Source organism: Streptomyces sp. NPDC037126 (assembly GCF_055605965.1).
Genome location: NZ_JBVJTD010000002.1, coordinates 528,862 through 541,117, shown reverse-complemented (window position 1 = coordinate 541,117; position 12,256 = coordinate 528,862). Strand labels below are relative to the sequence as shown.

Genomic DNA, 12,256 nt, shown 5'->3' with positions numbered 1-12,256 from the left:
CCCCGCTGCGGCTCGTGTCCGCCGCGGGGCGGGGACGTTCCCGGGCCGTTTTCCGGCTAGGCGAGCACCACGAAGAGCATGAAGAGCGCGGCGAGCCCGATCGCGCCCAGCACGGTTCCGGTGACGGAGGTCCAGACGCCGCCCACCCCGCGTCCCGCGTGGTGGAGGCCCATCGCGCCGAAGGTGACGGCCAGCCCGCCGGCGATCAGGGACCAGGGCAGCAGGAGGAAGGTGAGGGTGGGCCAGGCCCCCGCGGCGGCGACGATCCCGAAGACGAGCGCGGTGGGGCCCAGCGCGGTGGCGGGCGACCCGCCCCGCTGCGGCCCGGTCGGCACGGACATGATGCGACCCCCCTGTTTTTGAACGCGTTCAAGTCTTGGGAAGAGCGTAGCAGCGGCAGACCGCGGGGAAGGATGCCGGGGCGACTTTGCCTCTCAGGCAAGAAAATTGCCGCCGAGGCAAAAGTCGGGCTGAATGGAGGCATGAACGCCTCAGAGGTCCCGCCGCCGGCGGGACAGGGCGACGGTCTGCCGGCCGTCGCGCCACAGCTGCGCGCCCTGCGCCGGCGGGCCGGCCTCACCCTGGAGGCCGCGGCCCGGGACGCCGGACTCTCGCCGGCCCATCTGTCCCGCCTGGAGACCGGGCAGCGCCAGCCCTCGCTGCCGATGCTGCTCGCGCTGGCCCGCATCTACGGTACGACGGTCTCCGATCTGCTCGGCGAGACCGTTGCCGATCGTGACTCGATCATACGGGCGGGCGACATGGAGCCGACCCGGGCGGGCGGCTGGACCTACTTCCCGGCGGGCGCGCCCGGCCGTGGCATGCAGGCGCTGCGCGTCCGTGTGCCCTACGGCTCGCAGGGCGACATCGTGCGGGTCCATCCCGGCGAGGAGTGGCTCTACGTCCTGAAGGGGCACCTGCGCCTGCGCCTCGGCGACACCGTGCACCTGCTCGCACCCGGGGACAGCGCGCACTTCGACTCGCTCACCCCGCACCGCCTCGCCGCCGAGGACCAGGGCGGCGTGGAGCTGCTGTTCGTCCACACCCTGCTGCAGAGCCCCACGGCCGCACTGTGCCTGGGGCCCCTGACCGGAGAGCTGCCATGAGCGACTTCGAGACCAAGTTCCCCCGTTCCCTGTGGATCCGGCTGATCATCTACATCGCCATCGGACACCTCTTCGCCGCGTTCCTCTACCTGCTGTTCGCGCTGGGCGGGAAGGGCTGAGGCCGCCCGGCGGGGCCGCTCAGTCCAGCAGCCGCGCCCGCAGCCGCTCCCGGTTCTCCGGGGACAGCCGCAGCCCCTGCTCCAGGTAGGCGTCCACCCCGCCCCACGTCTCCTCGATGCTGTCGAAGGCCGCCGCCAGATACTCGGCCCGGGCGTCGAAGAGCGGGCTGAGCAGCTCCATCACCTCGGGGGAGTACGCGCTCGCCGCGGTGCCGTTGCGGCGCACCTTGTAGCGGCGGTGCTTGGCGTTCGACTCCAGGTAGTCGGCGACGATCGCCTCGCGCTCCACGCCCACTGCGAGCAGGGTCACCGCTATCGAGATGCCCGCGCGGTCCTTGCCGGCCGCGCAGTGCATCAGCGCGGGCACGCTGTCCTCGGCGAGCGCGTGCAGCACCCGTGAGTGCTCGCCGGTGCGCTCCTTGACGATCGTCCGGTACGAGGCGACCATCCTGCCCGCCGCCTTGCCGTCGTCGAGGATCGTGCGCAGCTGGTCGAGGTCGCCGTCGCGGACCATCTTCCAGAACTCCGCGCCGTCCGCCGGGTCGCTCAGCGGCAGGTTCACGTTGCGCACCCCCGGCAGTTCGACGTCCGGGCCCTCCAGCTTCTGGTCGGCCGCGTTGCGGAAGTCGAAGATCGTGTGCAGGCCCAGGGAGGAGAGGAAGACGGCGTCCTCACCCGTCGCGTGCGCGAGGTGCCCGCTGCGGAACAGCACACCGCCCCGCACCCGCCGTCCGTCCACGGTCGGAAGTCCGCCCACGTCACGGAAATTGCGCACTCCGGCCAGCTCGGGCTCGGTCGACGGGACCTGCTGCGTCACGGGGGCTCCTCCCGGTCGGCCCCGCCGTCGCTGCTCGTCGGCGGGCGCTCAGTCGACGATACGACATTGATTTCCCGGGGCAATGAGTTGTCCACAGGCATGGTCACCTGGGACTGAAGGGCCGGATGATGTTCGTACCCGAACGGATCTGTGGGCACCCGTGAGGTCTCGATGGTGGACATCGCCGAAGGCGGTCGCACCCGGCTTCTGTCGGGGCCCACCAGCAGCTATGCCCTGCGTCTCACCGACGCGGACGAGCTGCTGCACCTCCACCGGGGACCGGGGACCGCGCTCGCGGACACCGAGGCCCTCGCGGCGCGCCCGCTGCCCGGCCACCGGCCCTTCGAGTCCCGGTCGACTATGTGAAGTGGGACTTCAACCGCTGCTTCACCGACGCCGGCTGGCCCGGCGAGCCGCACCCCCAGCTCAACGGCCGGATCGGCTCGCTGCGGTTCCGCTTCGTCAGTGCCATGGCCGGCGTCCTCGGCGTCGGCGGCGACCTCACCGGGTGGAGCGAGGGGGAGCCGGCCGAGACCCGGCGGTGGGTGGAGCTGTACAAGGAGATCCGCCCGCTGGTCCAGCGCGGCGACCAGTACCGGCTCAGGCCTCCGGAGGGCGGCCTGAGTGCCGTCCAGTACCTCCTGGGGGACGAGACGGTGGTCCTCGCCTGCCTCCGGGCGCAGAGCTACGGCGAGCCCGTGCCCGCGGTGCGGCTGCGGGGGCTCGACCCCTCGGCATCGTACGAATGCCGTGAAACGGGCGAAGTGCACCGTGGTGCGGGCCTGCTGCACCACGGGCTGCGCACCGGTCTCAAGGGTGACGTTGATGCGACGGTTCTCCGGCTGCGCCACACTTGAGCCTTCTGTCCGAATTTAAGGCCTTCATTGCAACTCGACGCCCAATAACGGGGCATGGCGTGATGGTGCGTGATGAGGGTCATATCCGTGACCCTGTGTCGCGCGTCATGTTCACGTAATTGCGTTGCGGAAAAGGGAAATTCAGGGAAGGAAGGGGGTGGTTATTCACGGAGGGTGATGTCGTATTCCCGCATTCGATCATCCGAAGTGCCAACACCGGGAACCCACTGCTTGTTTCCGCGCGTCTTGCTCCCTTACGTTCAGCCCGAATCCGGACGGAACGCCGAATCCTGCCGCCGCCCGGAGTCCCCACACACTTGACCCGCGTTCGGCAGGAGCGGGGGACCCACCAGGTACGACTGCCTGTCCGGTCTCCGCGACAGGCTAGGGGTGAAGTCGCGCACCGCGCGGCCGGGCCGCTCCAGCCCGAACCCGACAGCTGACCTCGCAGGCGTCGGAGAGGAATGCGCCATGCCCGGCAAGGGTAAGCACCGACGTCCCAAGACCCCGCGTTTTTCCCGCTCCATAGCCGCTGCCGGGACCGGTGGCGCCGCGCTGGCCCTCCCGCTCATCGGGGCCACCGGGGCGCACGCCGCCACCACCGCCCAGCCGGATTCCGGAAAGGCCGTGCGGTCCCTTCCGGCGACCGTGACGAAGGCCGCCACCCAGCAGCCGGCCAGGACCGTGCGCACCTACACGGTGAAGTCCGGCGACTGCCTCTCGACGATCGCCTACGAGCAGCACGTCCGCGGCGGCTGGCACCGGCTCTACGGCGACAACCAGCGGGCCGTCGGCGACGACCCGTCGCTGATCCACCCGGGCCTCAAGCTCGTGCTCGGCGGCGCGGCCGCGGAGGCCCGACCCGCGCCCGCCACCCCGCGCCCCTCCTCGGACGCCCCGGCGTCCTCCGCCGGGGCGGCGACCCCGCAGGCCGCGCCGGCGGCGCCCGCCACCTCGACCGGCTACACCCTCCCGGTGACCGGCGCCACCGTCGGCACCGGCTACCACGTGGCGGGCGGCATGTGGGCCAGCGGCTACCACACGGGCGTGGACTTCGTCGTGCCGAGCGGCACCCCGGTCAAGGCCGTCGCCGCTGGCACCGTCGTCTCCGCCGGCTGGGGCGGCTCCTACGGCAACCAGGTCGTCGTCAGGCTGAACGACGGCTACTACGCCCAGTACGCCCACCTCTCCCGGATCCTGGCCTCGGCCGGGCAGACCCTGACCGAGGGGCAGCAGCTCGGCCTGTCCGGCGCCACCGGCAACGTCACCGGCCCGCACCTGCACTTCGAGATCCGCACCACCCCCGACTACGGCTCCGACGTGAATCCGGTCGCCTACCTCCTGCGGTACGGAGTCACCGTCGGCTGAGGCCGCCCCGAACCACCTCCCTGACAGCCGAAGGCCGGACCCCGATCCCCGGGTCCGGCCTTCGGTGCGCCCGGCCCCAACAGCCCTGCCGGCAGGCGTATTCCTGGAAAGCAAACGAATTTGGAGTGGCTCTTCTCACCGCTCGTCAACCCCTTCCTACGGTCGCGTAGGTCACACCCGAAGGTGAATCATGGTCCGACGTGGCAGACGATTCGAAGAATGACAGCAGATCAGTGATCGGGTCGTACGTGGCGGTGGGGGACAGCTTCACCGAGGGCGTCGGCGACCCCGGCCCCGACGGGGCGTTCGTGGGCTGGGCCGACCGGTTCGCGGTACTGCTCGCCGACCGGCGGCCCGAGGGGGACTTCCAGTACACCAACCTCGCCGTGCGCGGGAAGCTGCTGGACCAGATCGTGGCCGACCAGGTCCCGCGGGCCGTCGAACTGGCCCCGGACCTGGTCTCCTTCTGCGCGGGCGGCAACGACATCATCCGCCCCGGCACCGACCCGGACGAGGTGGCCGAGCGCTTCGAGCGGTCCGTGGCCCTGCTGGCCGGGGCCGCGGGCACGGTCATGGTGACGACCGGCTTCGACACCCGTGGCGTTCCCGTGCTCAAGCATCTGCGCGGCAAGATCGCCACCTACAACGGGCACGTCCGCGCCATCGCCGACCGGTACGGCTGTCCCGTGCTCGACCTGTGGTCGCTGAAGTCGGTGCGGGACCGCCGGGCCTGGGACAGTGACCGGCTGCACCTCTCGCCCGAGGGCCACACGCGGGTGGCGCTGCGCGCCGGCCAGGCCCTGGGCGTCGACGTGCCGGCCGATCCGGAGCAGTCGTGGCCGCCGCTGCCGCCCCGCGGCACCCTGGAGGTGCGCCGCGACGACGTGCACTGGGCCCGGGAGTTCCTCGTGCCGTGGATCGGCCGCCGACTGCGCGGCGAGTCCTCCGGCGACCACGTCACCGCGAAGGGCGCCCTGTCCCCGGACGACATCAAGATGCGCATCGGCTCCGTGGCCTGACCGCCCACCGGCCCCCGCCCCGCCCCGCACACCTCGCGGCGCGGGGCGTGCCCGCGTCCGCGCTCAGCGTGCCCGTTCCGTCAACGCCGCCCGTTCCAGGCCCAGCTCGTGGGCCAGGGCCCCGTCGACCCACTCCTGGGCACGGGAGCGCGGCACCGCGCCCGGGTACGAGATCAGCTGCACGGCGAGTCCGTCCAGCAGCGCGGTCAGCCGCAGCGCGGAGCCCACCGGGTCCGGGCACCCGAACTCGCCCGCCGCCACGCCCTCGGCGAGCACCTCGGCGATCGCGGCCTTCCACTCCCGGTCCAGGTCCTGGGTGACGTCCCGCAGGGCGGGCTCGCGCAGGGCCACGGCCCAGCCCTCGATCCACAGCCGCCAGCCCTTGGCCTGACCGGTGGGCGCGTACCAGCGCACCGCGGCGCGCAGCCGGCGCAGCGCGGAGGTCCGCCGCCCCAGCAGGCGGCGCAGATGCGCGAGATCGTCCTCGGCCGCGTGGGCGAACGCGGCGGCGACCAGCTTCTCCTTGGTCGAGAAGTGGTACAGCACCAGCGCGTTGCTCACCCCGAGTGCCGCGGCCACGTCGGCGATCCTGACCGCCGCCACGCCCCGCGCCTCGATCTGCTCGACGGCGGCACGCAGCAGCTCCTCCCGCCGCTCCGCCACACTCAACCGCACTCTCGCCATCCGGTCACCCTACACAGCCGCCCGAACCGGCGCCGACGGCCTCACGACGCCCCGGCACGGCCCGGTCCGCGCTCGCGCTCTACTGACTCAAGGTTCAGTCACCCGGCGCCCCACGCCCCGCGGCGGACCGTCGTGGCCGCGGTCAGTGAGGCGGACGTCAGCGGTACCAGCCGAAGCGTTCCGCGATCACCGGCAGCCGGTCGGTCACCAGGGCGTGGGCGGCCGCGCGCGGGGTCGTGCCGTCGGCCTGCGCACGGTCGAGCATCACGCCGACCAGGGCGCGCATCGAGCGCCGGATGTACGCGAACGCCTCGTCCGCGTCGGCGCCGATGTCGCCGAACAGGGTCCACCACCACCAGGCGTTCGTGCCCGAGTTGACCACCACGTCCGGCAGCACCGTCACCCCGCGTGCCGCGAGCAGCGCCTCCGCCTCCGGCAGCACCGGCATGTTGGCGGCCTCCACGATCCAGCGGGCGCCGATCCGCTCCTGGACATCGGTGTCGATCGCGTACGACACGGCGGCGGGCACCAGCACCTCCGCGTCCGCCGACAGCCAGGCGTCACCGGGCAGTTCGCGGTCCTCGGGGCGCAGCGCCGACCGGTCGACGGTGCCGTAGGCGTCCCGTGCGGCGAGCAGCGCCTCGACGTCGAGGCCCGCCGGGTTGGCGATCGTGCCCTTGACGTCGGCGACGGCCACCACCGTCAGCCCCGCGCGCGAGAGGAAGCGCGCCGTGGCCCCGCCCATCGTGCCGAGCCCCTGCACGGCGACCCGGGTGCCCGCGTGGGGCACCGCCGCCCGGTCCAGGGCCGCGAGCACCGACTCGGCGACCCCGCAGCCGCCGGCCAGTTCGTCCAGGCCGATGCCGTCCACCTCGACCGCGAAGGCGTCCGCGAGCCGTCTTCGGGCCGCCGCCTCGTCGTCCAGCAGTGGATAGACCGCCTGGACGCAGGAGACCAGGCCCGCCTCGGTCGCGGCGCGGTCCACCAGGTCCTGGGTGAGGCCCAGGTCCTCGCCGGTGGTCCAGAAGCCCTCGATGTACGGCCTCATGGCACGCAGGTAGCGCACCAGCAGGTCGTACGCCCCCGGGTCCCGCGGGTCGCAGTCGATGCCGCCCTTGGCGCCGCCGAGCGGGGTGTACCGGCCCTCGGGGTTGTAGTGCAGGGCCTCCTTCATCGTCATGCCGCGGGCGAGCCCCGCCACCTCCTCCAGCGTGCAGCCCGGACGCATCCGCAGCCCGCCGCTTGCCACGCCCCGTACGAGCCGGTCCACCACCAGGAAGCCCTGGCGGCCGGTGACGTGGTCGGTCCAGACGAGCGACATCAAGGGGGTGGTCATGGGGGTCTCCTCGGGGACGGCGGGGCGGGGCGGATCCGGGCCGTGCGGGGGTGCGGCGGCCGGTCGGGGCGGGGGACCCCGGCCGGGGTTCTATTGAACAGCTGGTCAGTATCGGGACCCGTGCGGGACCTGTCAACGAGCTGAATCGCCGTTCAGTAGTGATGGTCGGGACCGGGCTGTCGCAGGGGCCGACCATAATGGAGGGCCTTGGCGATTCCACCTGGAGGTACCGTGACCGGTTTGCGTTCTTCGAGCTCCGGGCTCCGCGTGCCGCGCCCCGCGGCCTTCGGCGTGGACCCCGGTGGTGAGCGCATGGCCCGCATCCGCCGCTCCCCCCATTTCAAGGACGGTGTGTTCCAGAACCCCGGCGGCCCCGCACGCACCCGGCCCTCCGGCTCCACGCTGGACCTCACGAAGGTGTTCCTCGACAAGGAGACCCGCCCCCTGCGCGCTCCGAGAGGCACCGTCCCGGTGCATCCCACGACCTTCGCGGACCTGGCCGCGCCGCCCGCCACGGGGCTGCGGCTGACCTGGATGGGCCACTCCAGTGTGCTCGCGGAGATCGACGGCCACCGAGTGCTGTTCGATCCCGTGTGGGGCGAGCGCTGCTCCCCGTTCCCCTTCGCCGGGCCCAAGCGGCTGCACCCGGTGCCGCTGCCGCTCGCCGTGCTCGGCCCGGTCGACGTGGTCGTCATCTCGCACGACCACTACGACCACCTGGACCTGCCCACCATCAAGGCGCTGGCCGGAACGGACACCCTGTTCGCCGTGCCGCTCGGCGTCGGCGCCCACCTCGAGCACTGGGGCGTCTCCGCCGACCGGCTGCGCGAACTGGACTGGCACGAGTCCACCAAGGTCGGCGGCCTCACCCTGACCGCCGCCCCGGCCCGCCACTTCTGCGGCCGGGGCCTGCGCAACACCCAGCACACGCTCTGGGCGTCCTGGGTGGTCGCCGGCGAGGAGCACCGGATCTACCACAGCGGCGACACCGGCTACTTCGACGGCTTCGAGGGCATCGGCGCCGCGCACGGCCCGTTCGACGCCACCATGATCCAGATCGGGGCCTACAGCGAGTTCTGGCCCGACATCCACATGACCCCCGAGGAGGGCCTGCGCGCCCATCTCGACCTGCAGGGCGGAGCGCCGCACGGCGTGCTGCTGCCGATCCACTGGGGCACGTTCAACCTCGCCCCGCATCCGTGGGCCGAGCCGGGGGAGTGGACGAAGGAGGCGGCCGAGGAGGCCGGGCAGGCGGTGGCGCTGCCCCGGCCCGGCGAGCCCTTCGAGCCCGCCGGCAAGCTGCCGGCCCAGGCGTGGTGGCGCGGGGTGTCGGGGGACGTGCGCCGGACCTGGCGCTCGGTCGGCGCGTTCGTCGCCGAGCCGCCCAAGCGGGGCTGACACGCTCCACACCCGCGATCCAAGGCCAAGACCGATACCCTCCGTGACGGTCGGGAGGGTTCGATGGGGGCTCCGCGGGCGCTCCCGCGGGGCGTGACGCGGCGACAACCGTCGTAGAACGGGCGGGTGTCGAGGTCCGGACCGGATGCTGGCCCGCCGCCTCCCGATCGCTCTTTCTGGCCGCTTTTGAGCAGGTCTTATCGTTCTCTTTCGACCCGGCCGAGGGTTCCCGGCCGGGTCGTCGGTCTTTCGTACGAGGCTTCATACCAGAGCGGGACGCTCCCCGGGTGACTTTGTCAACTGCCCACCGCACATGATGCCAAGGCAACTACTGTGAGTGTCCGTCGGGCGGCGCGGGCGGATCCGCCGGTCCCGCCGACCGACGCCGCGCCGGCGCATGCCCGCATCGCGCACGGCGTGACGAACCAGGCCCGACGGACCAGTACGAGGACGTAGCGATGTCTCACCTCCGAGCACCGGCCACCCGCGCCGACCGTCGGGAGGGCGGCCGGCACGGGCGACCGGTCGCCCGAACCGCTCCCGCGCTGCCCGAGACACACATACGGCCCCAGCTCATGCGGCTCGCCGTGCTGCCGCCGCTCGCGGTCGCCCTCAGCGCCACCGCCGCCGTCCTCTTCAGCATCCGCTCCACCGGCGCGCACACCGGCCCCGTCCTGTGGGCCGTGCTCGCCGGGGCGGTCGCCGTGGCCGTCGCCGGCATCCTCATCGCGGCCGTGGCCGCCGACCGGGCCGCCCGGATGGTCACCGACCGCGTCGACGCGCTGCGCCGCACCGCCGCGCGCGGCGAGGCCGACCTGCACGCCCTGGTCGACGCGCTGCGCCAGGGGGAGACCCCGCCACAGCGGTCGACGCGCCGCCGGCCCCCGTCGGACGCCGACGAGTTCGAACTGCTCGCCGCCGATCTGGCCCGCGCGCACGACGGCGCCGTCACCGCCGTCGTGCGCGCCGCCCAGCTCTCCAGCCAGGCGGGCAGCGAGCAGAAGCTGGAGGTCTTCGTCAACCTCGCGCGCCGGCTCCAGTCCCTCGTGCACCGCGAGATCTCGATCCTCGACGACCTGGAGAACGAGATCGAGGACCCCGACCTGCTCAAGGGCCTCTTCCACGTGGACCACCTGGCCACCCGGATCCGGCGGCACGCGGAGAACCTCGCCGTGCTCGGCGGTGCCGTGTCCCGGCGCCAGTGGAGCAATCCGGTGAGCATGACCGAGGTGCTGCGCTCGGCCATCGCCGAGGTCGAGCAGTACTCCCGGGTCAAGCTGGTGCCGCCGGTCGACGGCGAACTGCGCGGCCACGCCGTCGCCGACGTCATCCACCTGCTCGCCGAACTCATCGAGAACGCCACGGTGTTCTCCGCGCCGCACACCCAGGTGCTGCTGCGCGCGAACCTCGTCACCTCCGGGCTCGCCGTGGAGGTCGAGGACCGCGGGCTCGGCATGCCCGTCGGCGAACAGAGCAGGATGAACGCCCTGCTCGCCGACCCCGACCAGGTCAATGTCGCCAGCCTGCTGGCCGACGGCCGCATCGGCCTGTACGTCGTCTCGCAGCTCGCCCGCAGGCACGGCATCGGTGTGCGGCTCCAGACCAACATCTACGGCGGCGTGCAGGCCGTACTCGTCGTCCCCCAGGCCCTGTTGGGAACGGCGCCGTGCGTACCGGGGGGCGCCGCCGGTACCCCCGTACCGCCGCCGTCGAATCCCGCCGACACGGGCTCCCTGCACCAGGTGCGGACCCACCTGTCCTCGCCGTCCCCGTCGCCCGGTGTTCCCCGGCAGACGAACGGATCCCCGGCGGGGGCCGGCTCCCCTGTGCCGGACACTGCATCGATGGCCGGACCCGCCCGGGTGGATTTGGGAGCCGGAACGGCCACCGGAAGCGGCCCGCGGCCCGACGGCGAGGCCGGGACCGAGGCCGGGTCCGGGACCCGGGCGGGTGCCGGCCAGGGCCCGGCGACCGGGCGGCGCAGGCACGCGCAGCGCGGCTCCGGCCGACGCGGCGGCGACGGCGGGCCGGGCCGACGGGGGACCGACACCGGTTCCACCCGGCTCGCCGGCGCGAGCGGTGCGAGCGGTGCGGGCGCCGAGCGGGGAGGCGCTCCGTCTTCTCGCCCGGCGCGCGACGGCGAGGGCGCCGAGGGAGGTGCCCCGGCCCCGCTGCCCGTGCGCGGCGGCGACGCCGCAGGCCAGGGCGGCGTTCCGGTTCCCCGTCCGGTGCCCGAAGGCGAGGGTGCTCCGGCTCCGCTGCCCGTGCGTGGTGGTGAGGGCGTACGGCACGGGGGTGCTCCGGCCCCCCTTCCCGTGCGTGGCGCTCATGGGGAACGGCCCACGCCCGCCGAGGCCGTGCCCGGTATCGGCGCCCAGGACCGGGCGGCGCTGGAGTCGCACGCGGGCATGCCGCCCACCCCGCGCGTCGGCCCGGTGCGTGGCACCATGGACAGGCCCCGGCTGCCCCGCCGCCGCGCCCAGGAGCACATCGTGCCCCAGCTGCGCGGTGGCCCCGCGCCCCGGCAGGACGGAGACACCGTCGCGGGCCACGACCCCGGACTGATGGCGGCCTTCCAGCGCGGGATCGGACTCGCCGAGACGCAGCAGCCCAGGGAGGCGGCACACGGGGAGCCCCGGCCGACGGACACGGTCGCCCTGGACCTTCCGCACACGGACTCCCCGGACGCGGGCTTCCCGGAGGCGGGCTCCGCGCCCCCGAAGTCATCGAACGCGGGCTCCCCGAACCCGGGCTCCCCGCACACGGAGTCCCCGCGCACGGAGTCCTGGCACACCGGCTCCGTGCACACCGGCTCCGTACATATGGGTTCCGCGCACGTGGAGCCCGCGCGCCCGGAGGCCGGGCACACGAGTCCGCCGCACACGGGCGCTTCGTACATGGGGTCCCTGCACACGGACGCTCTCCGCACGGGCTACCTGCACACGGACGCCCTGCCGACGAGTTCCCTGCACACGGACGCCCTGCCGACGAGTTCCCTGCACATGGACGCCCTGCCGACCAGCTCTCTGCGCATGGACGCCCTGCCCATGAGTTCCCCGCACACGGACGCCCTGCCCACGGGCTGCCTGCACACGGACGCCCTGCCCACGAGTTCGCCGCACACGGACGCGCTCCGCGAGGACTCCTCGCACACGGACCCTCTGCGCGGCGGGAGTTCGCACACGGACTCCCTTTACCCCGTGGCCCGCGCGGACGCGGACGCGGAGCACACGGCGGCCGGGCGTGCGGAGTCGGTCGCTCCGGGGGCCGTCGAGCCTGCGCGGACACGGTTCACGCAGGCGGGGCCGGACCGGACGGGCCCGGAGACGCGGGGTGCGGAGCACGTGGGCCCAGACCTCACGGGGCCGGAGCACGCGAGCCGGCACCACGCGGAACGGGAGAACACCGGCGCGGCATACGGGGACCCGGCGCCCATACCTCAGGCACGCCCTCACGCGCCCGCGGCCGAGGGCGCCCGCGGCACCGGCCGGACCGAGGGGAGCACCCCGGCCGGCTGACCAGCCCCGCACTCGCGCAACCCCCCACCAGCGC

General features: G+C 73.4%; 11 protein-coding genes, 1 pseudogene and 1 riboswitch. Of the genes and pseudogenes, 8 read left to right on the top strand and 4 right to left on the bottom strand.

The genetic code is table 11. From position 1 onward, the window contains the following. Positions 1-56: 56 nt before the first annotated feature. Positions 57-341 (bottom strand): hypothetical protein, encoded by a 285-nt coding sequence (locus ACZ7FF_RS07470; RefSeq protein ID WP_470810256.1) that lies wholly within the window; start codon positions 339-341, stop codon positions 57-59. 141 nt (positions 342-482) lie between these two features. Between ACZ7FF_RS07470 and ACZ7FF_RS07465 the strand changes: the two genes are divergently transcribed. Continuing rightward, entirely contained in the window at positions 483-1,106 is a 624-nt protein-coding gene (locus ACZ7FF_RS07465; RefSeq protein ID WP_470810255.1) for a helix-turn-helix domain-containing protein, read from the top strand. Continuing rightward, the gene (locus ACZ7FF_RS07460) at positions 1,103-1,225 is read left to right on the top strand and encodes a DUF6126 family protein (protein WP_470810253.1); all 123 of its coding nucleotides are present in this window, start codon (positions 1,103-1,105) and stop codon (positions 1,223-1,225) included. Before ACZ7FF_RS07465 ends, ACZ7FF_RS07460 begins: the two co-directional genes overlap by 4 nt. Positions 1,226-1,244: 19 nt before the next feature. On the opposite strand, the gene ACZ7FF_RS07455 is transcribed toward ACZ7FF_RS07460, so the two are convergent. Continuing rightward, a complete protein-coding gene (locus tag ACZ7FF_RS07455) occupies positions 1,245-2,042 on the bottom strand; it encodes a tyrosine-protein phosphatase (RefSeq protein ID WP_470810252.1) in 798 nt (265 codons plus the stop codon). A 150-nt stretch (positions 2,043-2,192) separates the two neighbouring features. On the opposite strand from ACZ7FF_RS07455, the gene ACZ7FF_RS07450 reads away from it, so the two are divergent. The 4 genes and pseudogenes from ACZ7FF_RS07450 to ACZ7FF_RS07435 all read left to right on the top strand — a co-directional run bounded on the left by ACZ7FF_RS07450 (position 2,193) and on the right by ACZ7FF_RS07435 (position 5,286). Then, entirely contained in the window at positions 2,193-2,408 is a 216-nt protein-coding gene (locus ACZ7FF_RS07450) for a hypothetical protein (RefSeq protein ID WP_470810250.1), read from the top strand. Further along, positions 2,393-2,899, top strand: a pseudogene (locus ACZ7FF_RS07445) (GH36 C-terminal domain-containing protein); the annotation flags it as partial. The gene ACZ7FF_RS07450 and the pseudogene ACZ7FF_RS07445, both read left to right, overlap by 16 nt. Positions 2,900-3,203: 304 nt before the next feature. Next, positions 3,204-3,368: riboswitch (cyclic di-AMP (ydaO/yuaA leader) on the top strand. Between the two features lie 2 nt (positions 3,369-3,370). Continuing rightward, positions 3,371-4,267 carry a M23 family metallopeptidase gene (locus ACZ7FF_RS07440; RefSeq protein WP_470810249.1) on the top strand — a complete coding sequence of 299 codons (897 nt, stop codon included), beginning with the start codon at positions 3,371-3,373 and terminating at the stop codon, positions 4,265-4,267. Positions 4,268-4,500: 233 nt separating this feature from the next. Beyond that, complete coding sequence (locus ACZ7FF_RS07435) at positions 4,501-5,286, top strand: SGNH/GDSL hydrolase family protein (protein WP_470810599.1); 786 nt, start codon at positions 4,501-4,503, stop codon at positions 5,284-5,286. Between the two features lie 63 nt (positions 5,287-5,349). Here ACZ7FF_RS07435 and ACZ7FF_RS07430 read toward each other — a convergent pair whose 3' ends face one another. Continuing rightward, the gene (locus ACZ7FF_RS07430; RefSeq protein WP_470810247.1) at positions 5,350-5,970 is read right to left on the bottom strand and encodes a TetR/AcrR family transcriptional regulator; all 621 of its coding nucleotides are present in this window, start codon (positions 5,968-5,970) and stop codon (positions 5,350-5,352) included. A 157-nt stretch (positions 5,971-6,127) separates the two neighbouring features. Beyond that, complete coding sequence (locus tag ACZ7FF_RS07425) at positions 6,128-7,306, bottom strand: glutamate dehydrogenase (RefSeq protein ID WP_470810246.1); 1,179 nt, start codon at positions 7,304-7,306, stop codon at positions 6,128-6,130. 231 nt (positions 7,307-7,537) lie between these two features. Between ACZ7FF_RS07425 and ACZ7FF_RS07420 the strand changes: the two genes are divergently transcribed. Together ACZ7FF_RS07420 and ACZ7FF_RS07415 are read left to right on the top strand one after the other, a co-directional pair. Continuing rightward, the gene (locus ACZ7FF_RS07420) at positions 7,538-8,704 is read left to right on the top strand and encodes an MBL fold metallo-hydrolase (RefSeq protein ID WP_470810244.1); all 1,167 of its coding nucleotides are present in this window, start codon (positions 7,538-7,540) and stop codon (positions 8,702-8,704) included. 458 nt (positions 8,705-9,162) lie between these two features. Next, positions 9,163-12,222: an ATP-binding protein gene (locus tag ACZ7FF_RS07415; protein ID WP_470810243.1), complete on the top strand. Its 3,060-nt coding sequence runs from the start codon at positions 9,163-9,165 to the stop codon at positions 12,220-12,222. Positions 12,223-12,256: the final 34 nt, after the last annotated feature.

What these genes read in the sequence shown, in the direction of transcription:
- ACZ7FF_RS07470 (WP_470810256.1), bottom strand. Translation starts at nt 341, where the DNA reads ATGTCCGTGCCGACCGGGCCGCAGCGGGGCGGGTCGCCCGCCACCGCG.
- ACZ7FF_RS07465 (WP_470810255.1), top strand. Translation starts at nt 483, where the DNA reads ATGAACGCCTCAGAGGTCCCGCCGCCGGCGGGACAGGGCGACGGTCTG.
- ACZ7FF_RS07460 (WP_470810253.1), top strand. Translation starts at nt 1,103, where the DNA reads ATGAGCGACTTCGAGACCAAGTTCCCCCGTTCCCTGTGGATCCGGCTG.
- ACZ7FF_RS07440 (WP_470810249.1), top strand. Translation starts at nt 3,371, where the DNA reads ATGCCCGGCAAGGGTAAGCACCGACGTCCCAAGACCCCGCGTTTTTCC.
- ACZ7FF_RS07430 (WP_470810247.1), bottom strand. Translation starts at nt 5,970, where the DNA reads ATGGCGAGAGTGCGGTTGAGTGTGGCGGAGCGGCGGGAGGAGCTGCTG.
- ACZ7FF_RS07425 (WP_470810246.1), bottom strand. Translation starts at nt 7,306, where the DNA reads ATGACCACCCCCTTGATGTCGCTCGTCTGGACCGACCACGTCACCGGC.
- ACZ7FF_RS07415 (WP_470810243.1), top strand. Translation starts at nt 9,163, where the DNA reads ATGTCTCACCTCCGAGCACCGGCCACCCGCGCCGACCGTCGGGAGGGC.